Origin of the sequence: Collimonas sp. OK412 (genome assembly GCF_900112135.1) — a bacterium.
GTDB lineage: Bacteria > Pseudomonadota > Gammaproteobacteria > Burkholderiales > Burkholderiaceae_D > Collimonas > Collimonas rhizosphaerae.
The window spans coordinates 1-24,551 of sequence record NZ_FOLC01000009.1; the positions used below are offsets into that span (position 1 = coordinate 1).

Annotated in this window: 21 protein-coding genes; 7 read left to right on the top strand and 14 right to left on the bottom strand. The window is 60.9% G+C overall.

Annotation, left to right across the window (positions count from 1 at the left end; all coding sequences use genetic code 11):
- The 6 genes from BM062_RS25790 to BM062_RS11400 all read right to left on the bottom strand — a co-directional run.
- On the bottom strand, positions 1–228 hold a 228-nt coding region (locus BM062_RS25790), incomplete at its 3' end, for a hypothetical protein (RefSeq protein ID WP_217647581.1).
- Between the two features lie 207 nt (positions 229–435).
- The gene (locus tag BM062_RS11380; RefSeq protein ID WP_092396885.1) at positions 436–1,989 is read right to left on the bottom strand and encodes a M20/M25/M40 family metallo-hydrolase; all 1,554 of its coding nucleotides are present in this window, start codon (positions 1,987–1,989) and stop codon (positions 436–438) included.
- A 49-nt stretch (positions 1,990–2,038) separates the two neighbouring features.
- Positions 2,039–2,974 (bottom strand): transglutaminase family protein, encoded by a 936-nt coding sequence (locus BM062_RS11385; RefSeq protein ID WP_092396887.1) that lies wholly within the window; start codon positions 2,972–2,974, stop codon positions 2,039–2,041.
- Positions 2,971–5,517: a circularly permuted type 2 ATP-grasp protein gene (locus BM062_RS11390; protein ID WP_092396889.1), complete on the bottom strand. Its 2,547-nt coding sequence runs from the start codon at positions 5,515–5,517 to the stop codon at positions 2,971–2,973. Before BM062_RS11390 ends, BM062_RS11385 begins: the two co-directional genes overlap by 4 nt.
- Positions 5,518–5,643: 126 nt before the next feature.
- Entirely contained in the window at positions 5,644–9,000 is a 3,357-nt protein-coding gene (locus BM062_RS11395; protein ID WP_092396891.1) for a transglutaminase family protein, read from the bottom strand.
- 82 nt (positions 9,001–9,082) lie between these two features.
- A complete protein-coding gene (locus BM062_RS11400) occupies positions 9,083–10,315 on the bottom strand; it encodes a polyhydroxyalkanoate depolymerase (RefSeq protein WP_092396893.1) in 1,233 nt (410 codons plus the stop codon).
- 406 nt (positions 10,316–10,721) lie between these two features.
- Between BM062_RS11400 and BM062_RS11405 the strand changes: the two genes are divergently transcribed.
- The 6 genes from BM062_RS11405 (at position 10,722) to BM062_RS11430 (ending at position 16,313) form a co-directional block, all read left to right on the top strand.
- Positions 10,722–11,375 carry a glutathione S-transferase family protein gene (locus tag BM062_RS11405; RefSeq protein ID WP_092396895.1) on the top strand — a complete coding sequence of 218 codons (654 nt, stop codon included), beginning with the start codon at positions 10,722–10,724 and terminating at the stop codon, positions 11,373–11,375.
- 35 nt (positions 11,376–11,410) lie between these two features.
- Positions 11,411–11,854, top strand: a complete 444-nt coding sequence (locus BM062_RS11410) for a cupin domain-containing protein (protein ID WP_092396897.1) — start codon at positions 11,411–11,413, stop codon at positions 11,852–11,854.
- 238 nt (positions 11,855–12,092) lie between these two features.
- Complete coding sequence (locus BM062_RS11415) at positions 12,093–13,508, top strand: circularly permuted type 2 ATP-grasp protein (protein WP_092396899.1); 1,416 nt, start codon at positions 12,093–12,095, stop codon at positions 13,506–13,508.
- A gap of 1 nt (position 13,509) precedes the next feature.
- Positions 13,510–14,505 (top strand): alpha-E domain-containing protein, encoded by a 996-nt coding sequence (locus tag BM062_RS11420; RefSeq protein ID WP_092396901.1) that lies wholly within the window; start codon positions 13,510–13,512, stop codon positions 14,503–14,505.
- 8 nt (positions 14,506–14,513) lie between these two features.
- Positions 14,514–15,326: a transglutaminase family protein gene (locus BM062_RS11425; protein ID WP_092397167.1), complete on the top strand. Its 813-nt coding sequence runs from the start codon at positions 14,514–14,516 to the stop codon at positions 15,324–15,326.
- Between the two features lie 114 nt (positions 15,327–15,440).
- Positions 15,441–16,313: a proteasome-type protease gene (locus BM062_RS11430; protein ID WP_092396903.1), complete on the top strand. Its 873-nt coding sequence runs from the start codon at positions 15,441–15,443 to the stop codon at positions 16,311–16,313.
- Between the two features lie 86 nt (positions 16,314–16,399).
- Here the strand turns inward: BM062_RS11430 and panB are convergent, their stop codons facing one another.
- From panB to BM062_RS11465, 7 genes are all read right to left on the bottom strand, one after another.
- Complete coding sequence (gene panB, locus BM062_RS11435) at positions 16,400–17,230, bottom strand: 3-methyl-2-oxobutanoate hydroxymethyltransferase (RefSeq protein WP_092396905.1); 831 nt, start codon at positions 17,228–17,230, stop codon at positions 16,400–16,402.
- 2 nt (positions 17,231–17,232) lie between these two features.
- A complete protein-coding gene (locus BM062_RS11440; RefSeq protein WP_092396907.1) occupies positions 17,233–17,880 on the bottom strand; it encodes a deoxynucleoside kinase in 648 nt (215 codons plus the stop codon).
- Between the two features lie 84 nt (positions 17,881–17,964).
- The gene (gene folK, locus BM062_RS11445; RefSeq protein ID WP_092396909.1) at positions 17,965–18,465 is read right to left on the bottom strand and encodes a 2-amino-4-hydroxy-6-hydroxymethyldihydropteridine diphosphokinase; all 501 of its coding nucleotides are present in this window, start codon (positions 18,463–18,465) and stop codon (positions 17,965–17,967) included.
- Positions 18,462–19,853 (bottom strand): polynucleotide adenylyltransferase PcnB, encoded by a 1,392-nt coding sequence (gene pcnB, locus BM062_RS11450; protein WP_092396911.1) that lies wholly within the window; start codon positions 19,851–19,853, stop codon positions 18,462–18,464. Before pcnB ends, folK begins: the two co-directional genes overlap by 4 nt.
- Positions 19,850–20,524, bottom strand: coding sequence for a histidinol-phosphatase (locus BM062_RS11455; protein ID WP_092396913.1), 675 nt, complete (start codon positions 20,522–20,524; stop codon positions 19,850–19,852). The genes pcnB and BM062_RS11455 overlap by 4 nt, the downstream gene beginning before the upstream one ends.
- Positions 20,521–21,222 carry a DnaA regulatory inactivator Hda gene (hda, locus tag BM062_RS11460; protein ID WP_092396915.1) on the bottom strand — a complete coding sequence of 234 codons (702 nt, stop codon included), beginning with the start codon at positions 21,220–21,222 and terminating at the stop codon, positions 20,521–20,523. Before hda ends, BM062_RS11455 begins: the two co-directional genes overlap by 4 nt.
- 52 nt (positions 21,223–21,274) lie before the next feature.
- Positions 21,275–22,357 carry an AI-2E family transporter gene (locus BM062_RS11465; protein ID WP_092396917.1) on the bottom strand — a complete coding sequence of 361 codons (1,083 nt, stop codon included), beginning with the start codon at positions 22,355–22,357 and terminating at the stop codon, positions 21,275–21,277.
- A gap of 263 nt (positions 22,358–22,620) precedes the next feature.
- Between BM062_RS11465 and purM the strand changes: the two genes are divergently transcribed.
- Entirely contained in the window at positions 22,621–23,673 is a 1,053-nt protein-coding gene (gene purM, locus BM062_RS11470) for a phosphoribosylformylglycinamidine cyclo-ligase (RefSeq protein ID WP_092396919.1), read from the top strand.
- Positions 23,674–23,770: 97 nt separating this feature from the next.
- On the opposite strand, the gene can is transcribed toward purM, so the two are convergent.
- Positions 23,771–24,439: a carbonate dehydratase gene (can, locus tag BM062_RS11475; RefSeq protein ID WP_092396921.1), complete on the bottom strand. Its 669-nt coding sequence runs from the start codon at positions 24,437–24,439 to the stop codon at positions 23,771–23,773.
- Between the last annotated feature and the right edge of the window lie 112 nt (positions 24,440–24,551).

Below are 24,551 nucleotides of genomic sequence, written 5' to 3' on the forward strand. Positions count from 1 at the left end.
AAGGCCAGTGCGCTCATCCTGTAAGTGGGAGTTACTCAGAAGTCGATCACAGCACTTGATCCGATGCCGCAAATCGCTGCGGCTATCGAGTGCCTTGCTCATCCGAATCAGGCTCAAGCCACCGTGCACGGCGGCGCTGCTTACCTTCGCCAGGCAGTCACGCCGTTTAGCATGCACTGCAGGGTATTGCTTCAAAATCAGATCTTGTATGATGCGTTGTGCATGCATGGTCTTTCCTTCGCAGTTTGGTCGCTACGAATGAAAGGGGTAACACAGCCATGCATGCACCGTTTTTGAGATTGAAAGTTAACGCGATTTCGGAGAGTTTACAAGCGAAATTTGAGGGGAAGGGTCAGGGTCAGAGTAATTTTCGCAAAACCCGCGAAAAAAAACTCTGACCCCATTTGACTGCTGTCGTGCCAGTTTTCAGATCGTTCAGGGTTTGCTGCCGAAGGGCTCCGACAGGATACCTACAAGGCTGTTCACACCATTGACGTAATTTCCCAACCGCATATTCTCATTGGCGCTGTGCTGATTGTTATCGGCATTGACCAGCGGCACAATCACGAAAGGCACTTTCAGAGCATCGACTAGCGCGCCAGTCGGAACAGTGCCGCCCATCATTCTGATCTGCACCGGTTCCTTGCCGTAGGTCTTGGTCAGAGAGCGGCGCAGCCAATTACTGATTGGCGCATGCAGATCGGTACGAACGGCGCTGCTGGAAGCCGATGCCGACTCGAACTCAAGCGAAGCCAGTTTAGGATAGCGGGCGCGATCCGCATCGCTCGGTTCGCCATTGACCAGGTGAAAGCCCTGCTTCTCCGTAAATCCCTTGAGTAAAGCCGCCAAGGCCGCCGGCTCGGTTTCAGGCACGGTACGCAGATCCAGTTCGGCGACGGCCATCGCCGGCACGACAGTGCGAGCCTTCTCGCCGACATCTCCAGATTGCATGCCACGCACATTGAGCGACGGATATTGCATCGCTTCCTGATAATTTTGTCCGACCTTATCTGCCACCGCAATCCCGAGGCGCTGGCGCAGCGCCGCTTCGTCGTCTGGCACTGCGCGCATGACACGCAATGAATCGGCGTCCAGCTTGACGCTATCGTAATAACCGGGAACCGTCACTCGGCCCTCATCATCTTTCATCGATGCCAGCAAACGCGCCATCAATTGCGCCGGGTTGGCGGCATAGTTACCGTAGTGTCCACTATGGCTATCCTGCTTCGGGCCATAAACCTTCAAAGTGCCGACAACGATTCCGCGATTGCCGAATACCAATGTCGGCTGATTGCTGGGGTGCATCGGACCGTCCAGTACGACCAGCATATCGGACTTCAACAAATCCTGATTCCGCTTGATGACGCTGCCCAATGACGGCGATCCTTTTTCTTCTTCCGCGTCAAGAATGACCTTGAGGTTGATCGCCGGCGCCTTGCCGCCGGCTTTGAGTGCGTCGATCGCAGCCAGCAGCATCATGATCGGCGCCTTGTCATCCGCTGAAGCCCTGGCGAACAAACGCCACTCTGGATCGACATCCTTGGCGAACAGCTTATCCAGCGGCATGGCTTCCCACTGGCCTGCTGCATTGCGCTGTTTCAGTACTGGTGTCCATGGGCTTTTCTGTTGCCATTCAGAGGGATTGACCGGCTGTCCATCCATGTGCCCATAAAACAGTACCGTGGGAAGACCGGGAGCGCTCTTTGGAAACTCTGCAAACAGCAGCGGCTTGCCGTTATTGGGCAATTGCCTGGCATGAAAACCACGCCGCTGAAAAGCCTGTTCAAACCAGGCGGCATTGCGCTGGATATCGGCGGCTACCGCAGAGTCGTTGGGAATTGCCAGCACCTCGGCCCATTCCTTGAAACTTGCTTGCGCAGCATTCTGCACTTGTGGTGCGATCGGCGGTTCAGCCGCATGAACAGACGGTGTCGAAAATATGGCCATGGCACAGGCGGCTAACTGGCAGTGCTGGAAGAATGTTTTCATATGTTTTTTATTTATAGGTGCGATCAAATGAGGTCAGAGCATGCATCGGTCAAACCGCGAATCCGAAGCCTGGTGCTTCATGGGCCGGCATGACGGTAACGGCAACATCCATGGTTTGCTGGCCGCCGCCGATCAGCACGCCGCGCAAGGGTGAAATGTCGAGAAAATCGCGGCCCCAGCCGAGCGTGATATGGCTGGTGTCGGGGAAGATGCCGTTGGTCGGATCGGCGTCTATCCAGCTGCTGGCTTGTCCATTGAATCCCGGGCAATACACCGATACCCAGGCATGCGAGGCGTCGGCGCCGATCAGGCGCGGTTGTCCGGGCGGCGGTTCGGTCAGCAGGTAGCCGCTGACATAGCGCGCCGCCAGGCCGAGGGAGCGCAGGCAGGACAGCATGAAGTGGGCAAAATCCTGGCACACGCCGCGCCGGGTAGCGAATACCTCGGTGACCGGGGTAGAAACGGTGGTAGCCAACGGGTCGAAGGTGAATTCCTGGAAAATCCGCGTCATCAAGGCGTCGATCCCCGCCAGCAAAGGCAGCCCGGGTGTGAACGACTCGGCTGCATACGCCAGGAATTCACGCTTGATCCGCACGTGCGCCGACTCAAACAGGTAGCGCGTGGCTTCCAGGTCGTCAGGCAATAAAAACTGGCCGGCCTGGTATGACAGCGCGGCGCGCGCCTGCTCCCAGGACGGCGTGGCCGGCGGCAGCTGGCGCGGCGTCAGCGTGACCCAGGATTCGGCCAGGGCGCGCAGGTCGGTATGGTCGTTTTCCAGCGAAAACGATTGCAGCGGATTACCGAAGCTGTCCAGGAACATGCGCAGGTTTTGCGGCTCCGGCGTGATGCTGATGCCGTGCGAAGTGCAGGTTTGCCATGGCAGGGAACGCGGCGTCAGGCGCAGCATCTGGTGCGACAGGCGCACTGCCTGCGAATACGCGTAATGGGTGTCGTGGCGGATGTGGTAGGTATGCTGGTCCATCATGACACTCCCTGGCTGACCGGCGCATTCAAGGGCGTAAAGAAATGCCGCGCCAGCTCGTCGGACAGCGAAAAGGCGCCACCGATGGCGTCGCGCATCAGCTGCACCAGGCGGGCGTGGGCGTCGGCCACGAACAAGGAATCGTGGCCGAGGTCCTGCAATTCGAATTCGCGCAGCAAGGCCGACAGGTGCGCCGGCGTGTCCATGTTCAGGGTGCCGAGCTGTTCCCCGATATCGCTTAGATAGCGCTCCAGCATATGGAACTGGAATGCAATGCCGTGCGGGTTGCTGACGTCGAATATCAGCAGATGCAGCACCGGCAGCCATTCCGGCGCGCGCCGGTAGCGTACGCGGTAGGTGACCACGCTGTTGGCCGATTCCAGCAGCCACGGCAGCGTCCGGTTCTGGCGCTCCGCCGGCAACAGCAGGAACTGGCTGAACAAGGCCGCCAGGTGCGTCATGCGTTCTATATGCCGGCCCAGCATCAGGAAATGCCAGCCTTCGTCGCGCGTCATGTCGTCCAGCGCGTGCCCGGCCAGGCCGACGCAAGCCTGGATGACATTGTTGAGCATGTACAGCGCGGCGGCGGGCGTCACGCCGCCGGGGCCGCTGCTGTCGGTCGTCAGGCCCGGCATGCGGTTGAGCGCCTGCCAGTTGTCCAGCGAAAGATGCTCGCGCACCTGGTAGCCGCAATGATGCAGGTGGCGCAGGTTGCCGGCAATGCCGACGCTGGCGGTGGGATCGGCGATGGCGGCAATCAGCGCCTGCTGCAGGGCGGCGACGGTCGGCCGCGCCGTCGCTGATGCGGCCGGCAGGGCAATCCCGAGGCCGCGGCAGATTTCGCACAGCTGGTAGAAGGTTTCACGGGCTTCGCCCTGCAGGTCGGTGCTGCGCTGCAAGGTGGCGCGCAGCAGATGCGCCAGGTTGTCGCAGCGCTCGGCGTAACGCCCCATCCAGAACAGGTTTTCGCCGGCGTGCGATGAAATGTCGACCGTGCTGCGGATGAAATCCAGCGTGCGCTGCCGGCCGTCGCCATCCTCCAGCGGCGCCACCGCCGGCGCGACCGCATCGCCGGCCTCGGCGCGCACCGGGCTCAGCACCCAGACATCCTTGCTGGCGCCGCCCTGCTGCATCGACACCACATCCTTGCGCTGGCGCGGCGCGACCCGCGTCAAGCCGCCGGGCATCACATGGTAGCTGCCGTCGGCGGCGGCGACCACGAATACCCGCAAGCTGACCGCACGGCTCATCAGGCGGTATTCGCCGCTGCGCGACAATACCGGCGCCTGCGACAGACGCACCCATTCCTGCGCCACATAAGCATGCGGCTGGGCCAGCAGGCTCTCCACCAGGCGCTGGCGCGATTGCGCATTCAGGCTATGGCCATAGACCGGCTGCATGCGCATCGAAGGGAACGCCGGCATGATCACCAGCTGCTCCAGATTGGCCAAGGTGTAATCGAGCGCCGGTTTTTCGCCGCACCACCAGGACGCCACCGCCGGCAGCGCCAGCGGCTGGCCCAGCAAACGCTGGCAGATGGCCGGCAGGAAACCATGCAAGGCGCCCGACTCCAGCACGCCGCTGCCGAGCGAATTGGCGATCAGCACATTGCCCAGGCGCGCCGCCTGCACCAGCCCGGGAATGCCGAGCGCGGAATCGGCGCGCAATTCGAGCGGATCGCAATAATCGTCGTCCAGCCGCCGCAGGATCGCATGGACGCGCCGCAAGCCGCTCAGGGTCTTGAGGTACACCATGTCGCCGCGCACCATCAGGTCGGCCCCTTCGACCAGCGGGAAACCCAGGGTATGCGCCAGGAACGCGTGTTCGGAATAGGTTTCGTTATACGGCCCCGGCGTCAGCAGCACCACCAGCGGCGTTTCGCCGGCGGCCGGCGCCAGTGCGTTCAGGCTGTCGTGCAGGGTATGGAAAAACTTCAGCAGCGATTGCACATGCATGTCGCGCACCGTCTCCGGCAATGCGCGCGACATGATCTGCCGGTTCTGCAAGGCGTAGCCGGCGCCGGACGGTCCCTGGGTGCGGTCCGACATGACCCACCAGTGGCCATCCGGCGAACGCGCCAGGTCGATCGCGTACAGGTGCAGGTGTATGCCGGCCGGCGGTTCGATGCCGCGGCAAGGCCACAGGTAGCCATGCTGGCCGAATACCAGCGCCGGCGGCAGCAGTCCTTCGGACAGCAGCGTTTGCGGGCCGTACAGGTCGGCCAGCACGGCATTGAGCAGGCGCGCACGCTGTACCACCGCAGCGGACAAGACCTGCCATTCGTCGGCGGAAATGATTTGCGGCAACAGATCCAGTTCCCAGGGCCGGTTGGCGCCCTGCGGATCGGCGTATACGTTGTAGGTCACGCCGTCGGCGGCAATCGCTTCGCGCACCTCGCGCGCACGGCGCCGCAGGATCTCCGGCGACAGCCCTTCAAGCTGGTCGATCAAGGTCCGCCAGTGCGGCCGCAGGCGGCCGCCCGCTTCAAGCATTTCGTCGTAACGATCCGCCTCTGCGGGATAACTCTCGAGTAAACGCCGGTACATAGTTGATCGCTTGCATCACCTGGAACAATTTAAATGCAAACCCTGCCGACAGGGTGCTGAAAAACTGCAGCGCAAACCGGAAATAGTTGCGCTGCAGTTCCTTTACACCGCGGTTGCCGAGCTTGATCAGAAGTGACGTAAGTCTAACGTAAATGGGAACTCGATGGATGCTATCGGTTGCGTTACCTGCATCGGTCCCGGGGTGTGGTTGAGGCGGAAATAACGCCCCAGGCGCCGGCTTTCGGCCTCGAAAGCGTTGACCGGGAAGGTCTCGTAGCTGCGCCCGCCGGGATGCACCACGTGATACTGGCAACCGCCCAGGCTGCGGCCGTTCCAGGTATCGACCAGGTCGAAGGTCAGCGGCGAATCGATGCCGATGGTCGGATGCAGGGCCGAAGGCGGCTGCCAGGCGCGATAACGCACGCCGCTGACGAATTCGCCGACGCGTCCGGTCGGCTGCAGCGGCACCGGCACGCCATTGCAGGTCAGCACATAACGATCCGGCGCCATGCCGTTCACCTTCACCTGCAAGCGCTCCAGCGAGGAATCGACGTAACGGGCGTTGCCGCCGGAACGGCTTTCCTCGCCCAGCACATGCCAGGGTTCCAGCGCGGTGCGCAATTCGAGCCCGATGCCGTTGATCGCAAAATCGCCGATTTTCGGGAACCTGAACTCGAAATGCGGCGCGAACCATTCCGCTTTGAGCGCGTAGCCGGCCTGCTGCATGTCGTCCATCACATCGCAGAAATCCTGCCAGATGAAGTGCGGCAGCAGGAAACGGTCGTGCAGTTCGGTGCCCCAGCGCACCAGGCGCCGCGGCTTGTACGGCGTCTTCCAGAAGCGCGCCACCAGCGCCCGCAACAGCAGCTGCTGGGTCAGGCTCATGCGCGCATGCGGCGGCATTTCAAACGCGCGCAATTCCAGCAGGCCGAGGCGGCCGGTGCTGCTATCGGGCGAATACAGCTTGTCGATGCAGAATTCGGCGCGATGGGTATTGCCGGTGACGTCGATCAACAGGTTGCGCAGCAGCCGGTCCACCAGCCACGGTGCACATTCGCCGCCGGCAAGCTGGCGCTCCATTTCGGTAAACGCCAGCTCCAGTTCGACCACCGCGTCGTTGCGCGCTTCGTCGACGCGCGGCGCCTGCGAAGTCGGGCCGATGAACATGCCGGAGAACAGGTAAGACAGCGCCGGATGGTTGTGCCAGTAGCTGATCAGGCTGCGCAGCAGGTCGGGCCGGCGCAGGAACGGCGAATCGCCGGTGGTGGCGCCGCCCAGCACCAGGTGGTTGCCGCCGCCGGTGCCGGAATGATGGCCGTCGAGCATGAATTTCTCGGTGGTGAGCCGGGTCTCGCGCGCCACGTCGTACAGGTAGGTGGTGTTGCTGACCAGTTCGCCCCAGCTGTGCATGGGCTGGATATTCACTTCGATCACGCCGGGATCGGGCGTGACGCTGAACTTGCCCACGCGCGGATCATGCGGCGGTTCATAACCTTCCATCAGCAAGGGCTGCTCCAGGGCTTGCGCCGTCGCTTCGATCGCCGCCACCAGTTCCAGGTAATCCTCGAGCCGCGCCAGCGGCGGCATGAACAGGTACAGCACGCCTTGCCGCACTTCCGCGCACAAGGCGGTGCGGGCAATCTGGTCGGCCGATTCGAACGGCGCCGGCGCCGCTTGCGCTTCGCTGGTGAAAGCCGCGCTGTAAGAGGTTGAACTGTACTTCGGCGCATCTGCCGCGGTTGCCTTGCCAGTGGCGGCCGCCGGCGTCGCCAGTTGCTGGCGGATTTGCTGTGTTACCGGCAGCGGCTGGAATTCCTGGGTCGGGTCCTGCTGGTGCACAAAAGGATAATCGGCTTTCTTGACCCACGGTTGCGAATCGAGCGGCAAGCGGTAGCCCAGGGGAGAATCGCCCGGCAGCAGGTAGCAGTGTTCGCCGCGCAAATACCAGCTGCTGCTTTGCCAGCCGCTTTCATCATCGGAGCGGACCAGCGGTAAAACGTAGCCGGCGACTTTGCGCAAGCCTTGCGAAAAGACCCGCGCCAGCCGCGCCCGTTCCTGCTTGTCATCCAGCCGCGCATCGGAGGGATCGACATTGATCGCCAGGCGGCGTTCGCGCCACAGGTAGTAATAGATATCTTCATAGGCGGCGAACACATACTGCCGGTCCAGCGTCAGGCGCGCTGCAACTCCCAGCAAAAAACGTTCGGCGATAGTGTCGTCGGTGGCTTGCTTCTTTGTTTCGTCGGCAATCAAGGCCGGCGTCGACCAGATCGGCTCGCCGTCGCGGCGCCAGTAGCAGTTGAGCGCCCAGCGCGGCAGCTGCTCGCCGGGATACCATTTGCCCTGGCCGAAATGCGGCAAGCCTTGTGCCGCATACTGCTGGCGCAGCCGGTGGTAGAGCTCGGCTGCCAGCGGCTTCTTGGTAGGCCCCATGGCGGCCGTGTTCCATTCCTCGCCTTCGGGATCGTCGAGCGCGACGAAAGTCGGCTCGCCGCCCATCGTCAGGCGCACGTCGAGTTCGTCCAGGTCGTCGTCGATGGCATGGCCCAGCTCTTCGATTTCCTCCCACTGCTGCTCGCTGTATGGCTTGGTGACGCGCGGCGATTCCCAGATGCGGCGCACGCTCATCGCATGCTCGAATTCGACTTCGCATGGCTCCACCATGCCGCTCACCGGCGCCGCCGACGACGGTTCCGGCGTGCAGGACAGCGGGATGTGTCCTTCGCCGGCGAACAGGCCGGAAGTAGGATCAAGGCCGATCCAGCCGGCGCCCGGCAGATAGACCTCGCACCAGGCGTGCAGGTCGGTGAAATCGGTTTGCGGGCCGGACGGGCCGTCCAGCGATTTCTGGTCGGCCGTCAGCTGGATCAGGTAACCGGAGACGAAACGCGCCGCCAGCCCGAGATAGCGCAGTATCTGCACCAGCAGCCACGACGAATCGCGGCAGGAGCCGGAACCGAGGCTCAAGGTCTGCTCCGGCGTCTGCACGCCCGGTTCCATGCGGATGGTGTAGCTGATCAGTTGCGCCAGCTGCTGGTTCAGGCTGACCAGGAAATCCTCGGTGCGGATTCTTTCGCGCGGCACCTGGTCCAGGAATTTTTGCAGCAGAGGCGTCAGCGGCAGCTTCTTGCGGTACGGTTCCAGCTCGTTCTGCAGCTCAGGCGCGTAGGAAAACGGCACTTTCTCGGCATACGGCTCAAGAAAGAAATCGAAGGGGTTGAGCACCGACATTTCCGCCACCAGGTCGACCTCGATGCGGAATTCGCTGGCCTTTTCCGGAAACACCAGGCGCGCCAGGTAATTGGCTTGCGGGTCCTGCTGCCAGTTGATGAAATGCGGCTCCGGCAGTATCCGCAGCGAATAGCTGAGGATGCGGGTGCGGCAATGCGGCGCCGGCCGCAGGCGGATGATCTGCGGGCCCAGGCTGATCGGACGCTCATAACGATAGGTGGTGAGATGATTGAGTGCTACGTGAATTGACATGGATATCCTCTGCGACAATCAATAATCATTCAGTGCATGAACTTCTGCAGCTGCCACAAAACCAGAATTACTGGTACTGATATTACTGGTACTGATGATGGCTGTGGATGAAATCACGCAAGCGCGGATAGATTTCATTGTCCCAGCGGCGGCCGTTGAAGACGCCGTAATGGCCGACGCCGGTCTGCACATGGTGCGATTTCATGTACGGCCGTATGCCGCTGCACATGTCTTGGGCCGCCACGGTCTGGCCTACTGCGCAAATGTCATCCTTTTCTCCCTCCACGGTAAACAATGCGGTACGCCGGATTACCGCCGGCTCTATCGTACGCCCTAATGCCTGCATTTCACCAAGCGGCAATGCATGATCCTGGAACACGCTTTGCACGGTTTCCAGGTAAAACTCCGCGGCCAGGTCCGACATGGCGAAATATTCGGCGTAAAACGTCTTGATGGCGTTGGCTTTTTCGTCTTCGCCATCGACCAGGTAGTTGTACAGGTTCTGGAAAGCCTTGAGGTGACGTTCCAGGTTCATGCTCATGAATGCATTGAGCTGCAGGAAACCTGGGTAAACCTGGCGCTGGCTGCCGGCGAATCGGCCGGGCACGGTACTCACCAGGTTTTTCTCAAACCAGTCGATCGGCTTGCTTTTGGCCAGCTGGTTGACCGCGGTCGGATTGATGCGGGTGTCGATCGGGCCCGCCATCAGGGTCATGCTGGCAGGTTGCGCTGGGTGCTTGTCGGCCGCCATCAGCGACACCGCCACCAGCGCCGCCACGGTCGGCTGGCAGACTGCCACTACGTGCGCGCCGGGGCCGATCTTCTCGATGAAACGGATCAGGTGGGCGACATATTCGTCGAAACCGAAACGGCCGTCGCTGAGGGCCACGTCGCGGGCGTTGTGCCAGTCGGTGATATACACGTCATGATCGCGCAGCAGGGTATTTACGGTGCCGCGCAGCAAAGTGGCGAAATGCCCTGACATGGGCGCAACCAGGAGGATGCGCGGCTGCGCGGCCTTGGTTTCCTTGCGGAAATGCAACAAAGTGCAGAACGGCGTCTGGTCGGCGATCTCTTCGTGCACCGAAACCGTGCAGCCGCTCTCTTCCACGCTGTCGATCCCGAATGCGGGGCGCTGATGCGTCAAGCGGGTGCATGAAAACACTTCGCAGGCGGCAGCCAGCTTGCGCAGCGCCAGGCTGTCGGGCCAGCCGGGAAAACGGTAGCCCAACATCGGTGCGGCAGCGCCAGCCCATGCACGCATCGGATCGCTGAAATCCGCATAGCCCTGATATGCCTGGTAAATTTTAGTCATGGGACTACCCTGTTATTGGAATGCCGGCAAACATGCTAGGTGCAATATCCATGCCCATATCTCTGGCACGGCCTTTGCTCAGTAGACATCAAACGGTTTGCCAATTAGGGCCTGTTGATATTCAATTTGGGAGTGCGAACGCGCGGCAGGCGTTACAGGCCTAGGCGCGACGACGCGACGTAGTGGTGCTACGGCAAGGAGGAGCAACAACGGCATGTGACGCCTGCAGCCGTTCCCGGAGGGTTCAAACCAAAACGTGCGCTGGCCGCGTTGCATGGCTTGCTGGGGCACCAGCCCCAGCTACGCCACGCGCCTTGCCAGCACACGTTTTGGTTTGAACGCATCTCCCAAATTGAATGTCAACAGGCCCTAAAACGCTTTCGATCCAATACGGAAGAATATTGCCATGCCTAAGACCACCCTGAGCATCACCAGTAAAAACTATTCGTCGTGGTCCTTGCGCGGCTGGCTGCTGACCCGGTTCTCCGGCCTGGAATTCCAGGAGAACCTGATCTCGCCGGACGACCCGGATGCGCGCGCCGAAATCCTGCTGCTGTCGTCGTCGATCCTGGTGCCCTGTCTATACCATGGCAACATCGTGGTGTGGGATACCCTGGCCATCGGCGAGTACCTGCACGAAATCCGCCCCAAGGCCGGGCTGCTGCCGGCGGACCGCGCCGCGCGCGCGCACTGCCGTTCGATCTGCGGCGAAATGCATTCCGGCTTCAGCGCCCTGCGCTCGGCGCTGCCGATGAACATCAAGGCGCATTTCCCCGACTTCAAGGTGTGGTCGCGCGCCGAAGCCGACATCAAGCGCATCACCACCATCTGGAAACAGTGCCTGGCAACCTATGGCGGCCCGTTCCTGTTCGGCGAGCGCTCGATGGCCGACGCCATGTATGCGCCGGTGGCGACGCGTTTTCTGACGTACGATGTAAAACTGGATTCCGTCTGCAGCGCCTATTGCAAGCGCATCATGGCGCTGCCGGAAATGCAGGAATGGATCAAGGCGGCCAAGCTGGAGCCGGACGATATCAATGAACTGGACGTGGAATTCTGAAAACGATTTCCGATGCCAAGGAAAGGATAGCTGCAATGGACACCAAGACTGAAGCGGGACCCAAGACTGTGTTCTCCCATGTGCGCGAAGGCGACACCGCATTCGAATCAGGCGGCCTGCGCGATTTTTTCCTGTACCGCGACCTCGGCATCGCCGCCGCTACCGGCGGCCAGGTAGTGGCGCACCTGGTGAAGGCCAACATGGCGCCCGAAATCGGCACCGGCTGGCACCGGCATGAAGCCAATTTCCACATCGTCTACATGCTCAAAGGCTGGGCGCGCTTCATGTACGAGGACAAGGAAACGCTGGTCAAGGCCGGCGACTGCGTGCACCAGCGCCCGGGCATCGTGCATTTTTTATTCGACTACTCGGAAGACATGGAGTATCTTGAAATCGTTAGCCCGGCGGCATTCACCTCGATCGACATGCCCGCACCGTGCGCCGTCCCGGCGCCGGCGCCATGGAGCAAGGCGGGTTGAGCGGCATTTCACATGGCTGTTTTTTGCAATCCAAACATGACGGAGGACGCCACCCAGATTAAGCAAAATTTGCTAAGAGCTGTCCTGGCAATACTGAAAATAAAGCCTATTCAACAAGCAAGACCGCATGTTAGTCTTTAATTAAGACAATGCTTAATAGGCAACCAGCAGCTTGCTACGGGCACGCTTCTTGATAGCTACTTGATAGTTTCCGATCAAACCACAGCAAAGCAAGATCATGGCAAATTTTTTCGATGAAATGTACTCCGATGGCAATTCGTCGGTGCGCCCGCACTATAACGAATTTTCCAATTGGCTCAACGCTCAGACTGCTGAAACGATCGCCCGCAAACGGGCCGAAGCCGACCTGATTTTCCGCCGGGTCGGGATTACTTTCGCCGTGTACGGCAACGACGCCGGCACCGAACGCCTGATCCCCTTCGACATCATTCCGCGTATCATCCACGCGCAGGAATGGGCGGTCCTGGAAGCCGGCCTGATCCAGCGCGTCAAGGCGCTCAACATGTTCATCCACGACATCTACCACGACCAGAACATCGTCAAGGCAGGCGTGATCCCGGCTGAACAGATTTTCCGCAACGCCCAGTACCGGCCCGAAATGCAAGGCATCTCGGTGGCTTCGGACATCTATGCGCATATTGCCGGCGTCGATATCGTGCGTGCCGGCCAGGGCGAGTTCTACGTGCTGGAAGATAACCTGCGGGTGCCGTCGGGCGTGTCCTACATGCTGGAAAACCGCAAGATGATGATGCGGCTGTTCCCTGAGCTGTTCCTGCGCCACAAGATCGCGCCGGTCGACCATTATCCCGACATGCTGCTCGATAACCTGCGCTCGGTGGCGCCGGTCGGCGTGACCGATCCGACGGTGGTGGTGATGACGCCGGGGATGTACAACTCGGCTTACTTCGAGCACGCTTTCCTGGCCCAGCAGATGGGCGTGGAGCTGGTCGAAGGCCAGGACCTGTTCGTCAACGACAACCACGTCTACATGCGCACCACGCGCGGCCCCAAGCGGGTCGACGTGATCTACCGCCGGATCGACGACGACTACCTCGATCCGCTCGCCTTCCGCCCCGATTCGTCGCTGGGCGTGCCGGGCTTGCTGTCGGTGTACCGCGCCGGCAACGTAACGCTGGCCAACGCCATCGGCACCGGCGTCGCCGACGACAAGTCGGTCTATCCGTTCGTGCCGGACATGGTCCAGTTCTACCTGTCGGAGAAGCCGATCCTGAACAATGTCCCGACCTTCCAGTGCCGCAAGAAAGAAGACTTGCAGTACACGCTGGACAACCTGAAGGACCTGGTGGTCAAGGAAGTGCATGGCGCCGGCGGCTACGGCATGCTGGTCGGCCCGGCCTCGACCAAGCAGGAAATCGAGGATTTCCGGCAGCGCGTGATCGCCAAGCCGGACGGGTATATCTCGCAGCCGACCCTGGCCTTGTCGGCTTGCCCGACCTATGTCGAATCCGGCATCGCACCGCGCCACCTTGACCTGCGGCCGTTCGTATTGTCCGGCAAGAATGTCTCCCTGGTGCGCGGCGGCCTGACCCGCGTCGCCCTCAAGGAAGGTTCGCTGGTGGTCAACTCGTCCCAAGGCGGCGGCACCAAAGACACCTGGATTCTGGAGAAATAACATGCTCAGTCGCACCGCCGATCATTTGTTCTGGATGTCCCGCTACACCGAGCGGGCAGAAAACACCGCACGCATGCTCGACGTGCACGTGCAAACGGGGCTGCTGCCGCAGTCGATCGAAGACGTTGAAAAAGGCTGGCGCGCAGTGCTCGGCATTTCCGAGCTGACCCACGCCTACGACAAGAAATACAGCGTCGTCACGCAAAAAGACGTGATCGATTTCATGGTGCGCGATCCCAGCAATTCTTCTTCGATCGCTTCCTGCCTGAAGCAGGCTCGCGAGAATGCGCGCGCGGTGCGCGGCGCGCTGACTACCGAAGCATGGGAAATCCAGAACGCCACCTGGATCAAGATGCAGGGTTACCTGCAGACCAACGCGCTGGAGCAAAACCCGAGCGAGTTTTTCGAATGGGTCAAGCACCGCTCTCACCTGTCGCGCGGCGTCACCATCGGCACCATGCTCAAGGATGAAGCATTCCACTTCATCCGCCTCGGCACCTTCCTGGAACGCGCCGACAATACGGCCCGCATCATCGACGTCAAATTCCACGGCGCCAAGGAAGGCACCTACACCAAGAACCTGCAAACCGGCCAGCGCCAAAGCCAGGAGCAGGATTCCATTGCCGATCCGCAAATCGACTTCTACTACTGGGCGGCGATCCTGCGTTCGGTATCCGGTTTTGAAATCTACCGCAAGGTGTACCGCGACGTGATTACGCCGGCGCGCGTGGCTGACTTGCTGATCTTGCGGCCAGACATGCCGCGTTCGCTGCTGTCTTGCATGGAACAGGTGGTCGGCAACCTCAAGCATGTGCACAACGACACCTCCTCCGATACCGAGCGGTTCGCGGGGAAACTGCATGCCGACCTGAAATTCAGCAATCTCGAGGAGATCCTCGACGCCGGCCTGCATGACTACCTGACCCGCTTTTTCGAACGGATCTTCGAGCTTGGGAATCGCATCAGCCGCGATTTCCTGGTGCCCCTCAACACCTGATGCCTGACATGCTACTGACCATCCGGCATGAAACGGTTTATCACTACACCGCGGCGCTCACCTACACCATCCAGCAGCTGCGCCTGTCGCCGCGGGCGGAAGCGCAGCAGCGCACGCTGGCCTGGCATATCAGCAGTTCAGGCAACCGCCATCCGTACATCGATGCGTTCGGCAACCTGAGCCATACGCTGACGGTCACCAAACCGCACCACGAGGTGCGCATCATCGCCGAGGGCACGGTAGCGGTGACGCCGCTGCAGCAGGGCCGGCTGCCGCAGGCGGGAGAATTTTCGCCACTGGTGTTTACCGTGCCGACCCAGCTGACGCAAGCCACGCCGGCAGTCATGGAGTTCGCCCACCGGAACTTGCGCAGCGGCGCCGACAGCAGGCAGCTGCTGGCGCTGGCGCAGGCGATCTGCGCGGCGGTGGCCTACCAGAGCGGCTCGACCGCGGTAACCAGCAGCGCCGACGATGCGCTGGCGCTGGGCCAGGGCGTGTGCCAGGACCATGCGCACCTGTTCCTGGCTTGCTGCCATATAGCCGGCATCCCGGCGCGTTATGTATCGGGCTATATCGATCCCGGCAACACCAGCCACGCCGAAAGCCATGCCTGGGTCGACGTCTGGGTGCAGGAAAGCGGCTTCGCCGGCTGGATCAGCATCGATGTCACCCATGCATGTTTTGCCAGCGATAATTATTGCAGGCTGGCAATTGGACGCGACTACGACTCCGCCGCACCGGTGCGCGGCGTGCGGCGCGGCGGCGGCGAAGAAACCCTGACTGTGCAAGTCAATGTTTCTGCTTTACCATCCGATCAATAAGCGGCTTACATCAACTTACAATAAATTGTCGTATTATTAATGTAAAACTCAATCTGATCGAGAAACCGCCTTGGCTTCCTGTAAAATCGCCACTTTGTATTTTTCTTCGACACCATGACTTACTGCGTTGCCCTCCGCCTGGAAACCGGCCTGGTTTTTCTCTCCGACTCGCGCACCAATGCGGGCGTGGACCATGTCGCCACGTCGCGCAAGATGAGCGTGTTCGAAAATCCCGGCGAGCGCCTGATGGTATTCATGACCGCCGGCAACCTGTCGATCTCGCAGTCGATCAAGGAAATCATCGGCGAGCGCGTGAATGCCGCCGGCAAGACCATCTGGACCGTGGACTCGATGTACGAAGCGGCGCAGATCGTCGGCGAAGTAATCCGTTCGGTGTATGAACGGGAAGCGCAGGCGCTGGAAAAATTCGGCATCGATTTCAACGTCAGCATCATTTTCGGCGGCCAGATCAAGGGCGAGCGCTGCCGCCTGTTCCAGATTTATTCGGCCGGCAATTTCATTGAATCGCACAATGAAAACACGTATTTCCAGATCGGCGAATCGAAATACGGCAAGCCGATACTCGACCGTGTCATCACGCCAGCCTCGTCGCTGGACGAAGCGGCAAAATGCGCGCTGATTTCGATGGACTCGACCCTGCGCTCGAATGTCTCGGTTGGCTTGCCGCTGGACATGCTGCTGTATGAAAAAGATACGCTGGCGGTCACGCGCTTTGTCACCATCGGCGAGAAGAACCAGTACTTCCAGATGATCCGCGAAAACTGGGGCAAGCAGCTCAAGAGCGTATTCGACGGCATCGCCGACCCGGTCTGGAACGCCAATCCTGAAACCACCTCGAACGTGCTGTCGGCGCAAGGCTCGCGCAGCGAACCGCTGGTGGTCACGCCGCCGCAAGGCATCGGCAACGACAGCCAGCCGGCGCCGCTGCAAACCTTGGCGCAAGGCGGCAACGGCCGGCAACACTAAGTCTGATCACGAAAAAAACGGCGCCCGATTCTCGGCGCCGTTTTCAATTCAGGCGCCGGCCCGGCGCCCGCCGTGGCCGGAGGCTCTCAAAAACAGTGTTCCGGCGCTGGAAACGACTTGTCCTTCACCGCGCTGACATAGGCCTGCACAGCTGCATCGATGCTGGTCTGCCCTTCCATGAAATCTTTCACGAAACGCGCCTTGTGGCCGGGGAAAACGCCCATCAGGTCATGCATCACCAGCACCTGGCCGGAACAGTCCGGGCCGGCGCCGATGCCGATGGTGGGGATCGTCAGCAGTTCGCTGACTTCCTTGCCCAGCGCCGCCGGAATCGCTTCCAGCACCAGCAGGCTGGCGCCCGCCGCCTGCAACGCCAAGGCGTCGGCCTTCAGCTGCTCGGCAGCCGCGTGCGACTTGCCCTGCACTTTGTAGCCGCCCATCTGATGCACCGACTGCGGCGTCAGCCCGAGATGGGCACAGACCGGGATCGCGCGTTCGGTAAGGAAGCGTACGGTCGGCGCCAGCCAAGTGCCGCCTTCGATCTTGACCATCTGCGCACCAGCCTGGATCACCGGCACCGCATTCTCGAATGCGCTTTCCGGCGTGGCGTACGTGCCGAACGGCAGGTCCGACAGCACCAGCGCGGTACGATTGCCGCGCGCTACGCTGGCGGTGTGGTACACGATGTCTTGCAGGGTGACCGGCAAGGTCGAGCTGTGGCCCTGGCACACCATGCCGAGCGAATCGCCGATCAGCAGGGTTTCCACGCCGCAGCGGTCCATCAGGGCGGCGAAGCTGGCGTCGTAGCAGGTCAGCATGGTGATCTTTTCGCCCTTGTCGCGCAAGGCTTGCAGCGCCGGAATGGTGATCGGCTTGCTACGCGCCGCCGGATCGCTGCCTTGTAAATATCCTGCCATTGTCATTCTCCACGATTGAAAAATTCGCGCTTGCCGCGCATGCCGTCGATGCGCGCCAAGAGCAAGCTGAAATCGGCATCGCTGCCGGCCAGGTCCAGGTGTTCGTTATTGACGATCATCAGCGGTGCTTCGTCGTAGTGATAGAAGAAGCGGCTGTAGCTTTCGCACAGGCGCGCCAGGTACTCCGGCGAAATGCTTGCTTCCATCTCGATGCCGCGCTTCCTGATGCGCTCAATCAGGGTTTCCGGCTCGGCCTGCAGGTAAATCACCAGGTCCGGCGTCGCTGCCTGCGGCCGCAGATGATCGTACATCTGCCGGTATAGCTTCAACTCCTCGTCGGCCAGCGTCAGACGGGCGAAGATAGGATCCTTGGCCAGCAGGAAATCGGCGACCAGGTGGCCGGAACTGTCGAACATGTCGTTCTGCGCCGAATCGCGCAACTGGTTGATGCGCTGGAACAGGAAGAACATCTGGGTCGACAACGCATAGCGCGGCGCATCGCGGTAGAACTTTTCCAGGAAGGGATTGGCTTGCGGCTGCTCCAGCAATACCTTGCCGCCCAGGTGCATGGCGATCTTGTTGACCAGCGTGGTCTTGCCGACCCCGATCGGGCCTTCGACGACGATGTACTTGTAGCTGTCTAGATTCATGTTTGAGAGATGTGCTGCATGCGTGAAAGGATCAGTGTGCCAGAAGCTGGCGCATCCGGCAGGCTGCCCTCATAAAACGGATTCTTATATCTTGCGGATGGCCTGGTCCGCGACTTGCGGGGCAAACTGGTGGGCCGGGCCCTGCTTCGGAATGACGACGAAGGGATCCAGCTGCAGTAGCGGAATCAGGACGAAAGCGCGTTGCGTCATGCGCGGATGCGGTACGGTCAGCACCGCATCGGCGAATGTCGACTGGCCATATAACAGCAGGTCCAGGTCCAGCGTGCGCGGGGCGTTGGGATAGGGGCGCTGGCGGCCGAAATCCTGTTCGATCTGTTGCAAGCCTTGCAGCAAGGCATGCGCGCTCAGGCGGGTTTTGATGCGCGCCACGGCGTTGGTGTAATCGTCGCCGCCGGCATCCAGCGGCGCCGTGCAAAACAGGCTGGATTGCGCATCCAGGCTGGTGTCAGGCAATTTGCCGAGCTGCAGGATGGCGCGCCGGACCTGGCCGCTGGCGTCGCCCAAGTTGGCGCCGACGCCGATATACGCAGTGACCGCTTCGGCCGCAGGAGAAATTCCGGTCATTGACCACCTTGATCGTCGTTGCCGCGGCCGCCCGCGCTGCTGCCTGGATTCACACCCTTGGCGCCGCTGCGCGAGCCGCGCCGGCGCGCACGCTTTTTGGCGGGAGCCGCTTCGGCTGCCACCTTCGGTTTTTGCGCCAGCAGCAGTTCGCGCTCGGCGCCGTCGCCCTCCATGAAGGCGGTCCACCACTCGCCGATTTCGCCGTCGATCTCGCCAGAAGCGCAACGCAGCAGCAGGAAGTCGTAGCCGGCGCGCAGGCGCAGGTGTTCCAGCAGCTTGTATGGCGCCTTGCCGACCCGGCGCTCAAAGCGCGGCTGCATGGCCCAGATGTCGCGCATGTCGGAAGCGATCTTGCGCTGCAGGGCCAGCTTGTCGGTTTGCGCTTCCAGCACGTCGTCGGCCGCCAGGTGCAGCGCCGGGATAGGGAATTCGCCGGCGGCCTTGTAGGCGGTCCATTTTTCCAGCACCTGGTGCCACAGCAGGGATGCAAACAGGAAGCCGGGGGAAACCGGCTTGCCCTGCTGCACGCGGACATCCGTATTGGCCAGCGCCAGGGTGACGAATTTTTCGCCCAGCGGCTGCTCCAGCACCACGTCGAGCAAAGGCAGCAAGCCGTGATGCAGGCCCTCCTTGCGCAATTGCTGCAGGCAGGCCAGGGCGTGGCCGCTCATCAGCAGCTTCAGCATTTCGTCGAATACCCGCGCCGCCGGCACATTGTCGATCAGCGCCGCCATCACCGGTATCGGCGCGCGGGTGGCCGGGTCGATCGTAAACTTGAGCTTGGCGGCGAAACGCACGATGCGCAGCATGCGCACCGGGTCTTCGCGGAAGCGCGCTTCCGGCTCGCCGATGATGCGCAAGGTCTTGGCGCGGATATCGTCGATGCCGCCGTGGTAGTCGAGCACGCTTTCGGTGGCCGGATCGTAGTACATCGCATTGATGGTGAAATCGCGCCGCACCGCATCTTCGTGCTGCTCGCCGAAGGTGTTGTCGCGCAATACGCGGCCATGCTCATCTTTCGGCGAGCCGTCGGAGGAAGCGCCGCGGAAGGTGGTGACTTCGATCAGTTCCTGGCCGAACATCACGTGCACGATCTGGAACCGCTTGCCGATGATGAAGGCGCGCCGGAACAGGCGCTTGACCTGTTCCGGCGTGGCGTTGGTGGCGACGTCGAAATCCTTGGGCTTCACGCCCAGCAGCAGGTCGCGCACCGCGCCGCCGACGATAAAGGCCTTGAAGCCGTTATCCTGCAGGGTCTTGGTGACCCTTACCGCATTCGGCGATACCAGCTGTGGATCGATGCCATGCTGTTTAGGGCCGAGTACCAACGGTTGGGTGGGATCTTTTTTCTTTTTCCCAAGGATGGAGCGAATCAGCTTCTTGATCATTGCGCGTCGAATAAATTCAGGATGGGCCAGCCGTGGGCAATTGCATGCTCTTTCAAGCGGGCGTTCGGATTGGTGGCGATGGGGTCGGTGACCAGCGCCATCAGCGGCAGGTCGTTGTGCGAATCGCTATAGAAAAAACTGCGCGGGAAGCTGGCCAGCGTCATGTCCATGGTCGCCAGCCAGGCATGGGTGTGGATCACCTTGCCGGGACCGTAGGTGGGCGTATCCAGCAGCTTGCCGGTGATCTCGCCGTCGCCGGTGGTTTCCGGGTCGGAGGCGATCAGGAAATCGACGCCCAGGGCCTTGGCGATCGGCTCGGTGACAAAGCTGTTGGTGGCGGTCACGATCGCCACCAGGTCGCCGGCGTCCTGGTGTTTCTGCAGCAAGGCGCGCGCCGCCGGGGTAATCTGCGGATGGATCACTTGCGCCATGAACTGCTCATGCCAGGCATCAAGCTGCTTGCGCGGGAATTGCGACAAGGTGCCGAATGCGAACTCCAGGTACTTGACCGGATCCAGCGTACCGGCCTGGTATTGGGCAAACCACTCGGCGTTGCTCTTTTCAAAGGCATCGGGATCGACTGCGCCGATGCGCACCAGGAACTGCCCCCATTCATAGTCTGAATCGACAGGCAGCAGCGTATGGTCAAGGTCGAATAGGGCCAGGTTCATAGTGATTGTTTATCTTCGGATTCGAGTTGCAGCAAGCTGCGTAGCAAGGGCAGCGTTATTGGGCGCTGGGTTTCCAGCGAATAGCGGTCGAGCTCGTCCAGCATGGCCGACAAAGAACGCATGTCGCGCCGGAAATGCGTAATCAGGTAGGGTAACACGCCGCTCGACAGATGCAGCCCGCGCGCTTGCGCCGCGTGCGTCAGGGCGGCGATCTTTTCTTCATCGCTCAAACCGTGCAGCTGGTAGATCAGGCCCCAGCCGAGGCGCGTCCGCAGGTCTTCGCGCACGCTCAGCTCGGACGGCGGCAGTTCGCCGCTGGTGACCAGCCAGCCGCCGTGCTCGCGGATCTGGTTGAACAGGTTGAAGGCTTCTATCTGGTCGCCGGCCGACAATTTGTCGCAGTTGTCGATCAGGTAGCCAGCGACATCCGGCGAAAAAATGAAGGCGCCGGCGTCGTTATTCGGACCATGGATCAGGCGCGCGCTGGTGCTGCTGGCCAGCGCCTGCAGCACATGGCTCTTGCCGGCGCCGGCCTGGCCCCACAGGTAAACGAAGCGGTCGCCCGGCGCGGTGAGGGATTTCGCCGATGGCGCGACCAGACGCTGCAAGAACTGTAAGGCTTCTTGGTTCTGCCCGACCACGAAAGTAGCCAGGGTCTGCGGCTCGTCCGCAGTAATGTCCAGCGTTAGCTGCCTCATTCTTGTTTCTTCACTTGTTACTTAAACTCAATCAATTGGAGAGCATTATTGCTTAGGTATTATAAAAACTGCTGTCCAGGTAATGTGCGCGCACATGCTTGACCACCACCGACATGATCGCCGAACACGGCAGCGCCAGCAGTATGCCGACGAAGCCGAACAGCTGGCCGAAGGCCATCAAGGCAAAAATCACTACCAGCGGATGCAGGCCGATGCGCTCGCCTACCAGGCGCGGCGTCAGGATAAAACTTTCCAGCACCTGGCCGATGCCATACACGATGGCGACTGCAATCAGTCCGTGCCAGCCGCTGAACTGCAGCATCGCCGCAATCAGCGCCAGCCCCAGCCCGAGGCCGAAGCCGACATACGGGATGAATACCAGCAGGCCGGTAATAATGCCAACAGGCAACGCCACGTCAAAACCCGCGATCGCCAGCCCGGTCGAATAATAAATCGCCAGAACCAACATTACCAGCAATTGGCCGCGCAAATACTGCGCCAGCAGGCTGTCTACCTCCTGCGTCATGTTGCCGATCTTGCCTTGCCAGCGGCGCGGCACCAGCCGGCTCGCGCGCGCGACGATCGCATGCCAGTCCTGCAGCAGGTAGAACAGCACAACCGGCACCAGCAGGATGGTGGCGAGCCAGCCCAGCACCGCGGTGCCGCCGACCTTGACCGAAGCCAGCACCGAGGTCCAGATCTCGTCGCCGCTGGTGGCCAGCTGCTTGGTCAGCATCTCTTTGATGCCGGTGCCGTCCAGCCGTACATTGATGCCGAAATCCTGCAGGTGCGGGCCGATCACGCCGTCCAGCTTGTTGAGGAAATTGGGGATCTGGTCTTGCAGCAAGGGAAACTCTTTGCGCAACACCGGCACCACGATCAGGATCACCGCCAGGATCGCGAACACCAGCAGCAGTATCACGATCAGCACCGCCAGCGCGCGCGGAAAGGGAAACTTGCCGATCTTCCTGCGCGCCAGCCAGTCAACCCCGGGATTGAGCGCGTAGGCGAGGATGGCGGAGGCGATGAAAGGCGTCAGGATCGGTCCCAAGGCCACCATCAGCGCTATCAGCAACAGGCCCAGTCCTAGCCATAATGCGGTTTGTTTTTGTTCGTCGGTAAAAGAAAATGGCATGGAATCGAAAGTTTGATGGATCGGTTTGATAAAATACCGCTTTTACCGCGCAATAACCTGGCCGAAACCAAGCGATTGGAAAGTTAAAAACAAGCTGAAAACAAGACAAAACCCGTGGGAAAGCCGTATTCTCCACTGATTTACCTCTTGTTTGGCTGTTTTTGGCCGGTTATTTGACCTGACAGGCAACGCTGATGCAGCGCTGAATCTCAGGTGCGTGGCCGAATTCCCCCTATTTTACCGCCTCTGCCGCCAATCACATCATGACTTCCACTTCAAACGTGTCCAACGTTCCTCTCTCTTACCGCGATGCCGGTGTTGATATCGACGCCGGCGACGCCCTGGTCGAGGCCATCAAACCCTTTGCAAAGCGCACCATGCGCGAAGGCGTGATGGGCGGCATCGGCGGTTTCGGCGCCCTGTTCGAAATCAGCAAGAAATTCAAGGAGCCGGTGCTGGTGTCGGGCACCGACGGCGTCGGCACCAAGCTGAAGCTGGCTTTCCACCTGAAGCGCCACGATACGGTCGGCATCGACCTGGTGGCGATGAGCGTCAACGACATCCTGGTGCAAGGCGCCGAGCCGCTGTTTTTCCTGGATTATTTCGCGTGCGGCAAGCTTGACGTGCCTAGCGCCACCGACGTCATCAAGGGCATCGCCAAAGGTTGCGAGCTGGCAGGCTGCGCCCTGATCGGCGGCGAAACCGCTGAAATGCCGACCATGTACCCGGACGGCGAATACGACCTGGCCGGCTTCGCGGTCGGCGCGGTGGAAAAATCGAAACTGATCGACGGCACCAAAATCACCCCGGGCGACGTAGTGCTGGGCCTGGCGTCCTCCGGCGCGCACTCCAACGGCTATTCGCTGGTGCGCAAGATCATCGAAGTCGCCCAGCCCGACCTGGATGCAGACTTCCACGGCCGCAAGCTGGCCGACGTGCTGATGGAGCCTACCCGCATCTACGTCAAGCCGTTGCTGGCGCTGATGGAGTCGATGGAAGTCAAGGGCATGGTGCACATCACCGGCGGCGGCCTGGTGGAAAACATTCCGCGCGTACTGCAGGACAACCTGACCGCCGCGTTGCACAGCGACAGCTGGACCATGCCGCCGCTGTTCACCTGGCTGCAGCAGCATGGCAAGGTGGCTGACGCAGAAATGCATCGCGTCTTCAACTGCGGCATCGGCATGACTGTCATCGTCGCCAAGGAAAACGCCGACGCTGCCGTCGCGCAACTGCAAGCCGCGGGCGAAACCGTCTACCGGATCGGCGAAATCCGCGCCCGCGCCGAAGGCGAAGCGCAGACTATCGTGGTGTAACTGCGGTACGGCCTGCCCCAAAAGAAAAAGACGACCGTTGATTGGTCGTCTTTTTTTTGTCCGATGATTGCCAGGCGCCAGGCAAACTCAGGCGGCTTTAATCTTCGTAGCGCTTCAAGCTGGCCGCCATGCCCTTTTCCAGGTCGGACATGCAGCTGACTGTCACTTCCAGGTCGCGCAACAGGCCGTCGCGCACGCCATACACCCAGCTATGGATGGTCAGCGGCTGGCCGCGGTCCCAGGCGTCCTGGACGATGGTGGTGCGGCAGATGTTGGCGACCTGCTCCATCGAATTCAGTTCACACAGGCGGTCGTGGCGCACGGTTTCCGGCAAGGCTTCGCCCAGGTAGCGTTCATGCTTCTGGTGCACGTCTTCAACGTGGCGCAGCCAGTTGTCAGCCAACCCGACACGACGCTTGGTCAGCGCCGCATGGACGCCGGAGCAGCCGTAATGGCCGACCACAAAAACGTGCTTGACCTTCAGAACGTCTACCGCAAACTGCAGCACCGACAAACAGTTCAGGTCGCTGTGCGCGACCACGTTGGCGATGTTGCGGTGAACGAACAGCTCACCCGGCAGCAAGCCCAGCAATTCATTTGCCGGCACCCTGCTGTCGGAACACCCGATCCAGAAATACTCCGGCGCCTGCTGCGACGCCAGTTTTTTGAAAAATTCCGGATCGCGGGCGGTAATTGCCGCCGCCCACTCGCGGTTTCTCTGGAAAAGGTCTTCTCGGGTCAGGGATTGCTTGTTGTTTGCTGTCATCGTTTTCTATTCAATAAAGTTCCATCTGCATAGTGTTTTTGCAACACATGCGCGACATCCTGGGCCTTATTTTATAGAAAGTTGGATATCGCCATCGGCTTTTATCCGATAT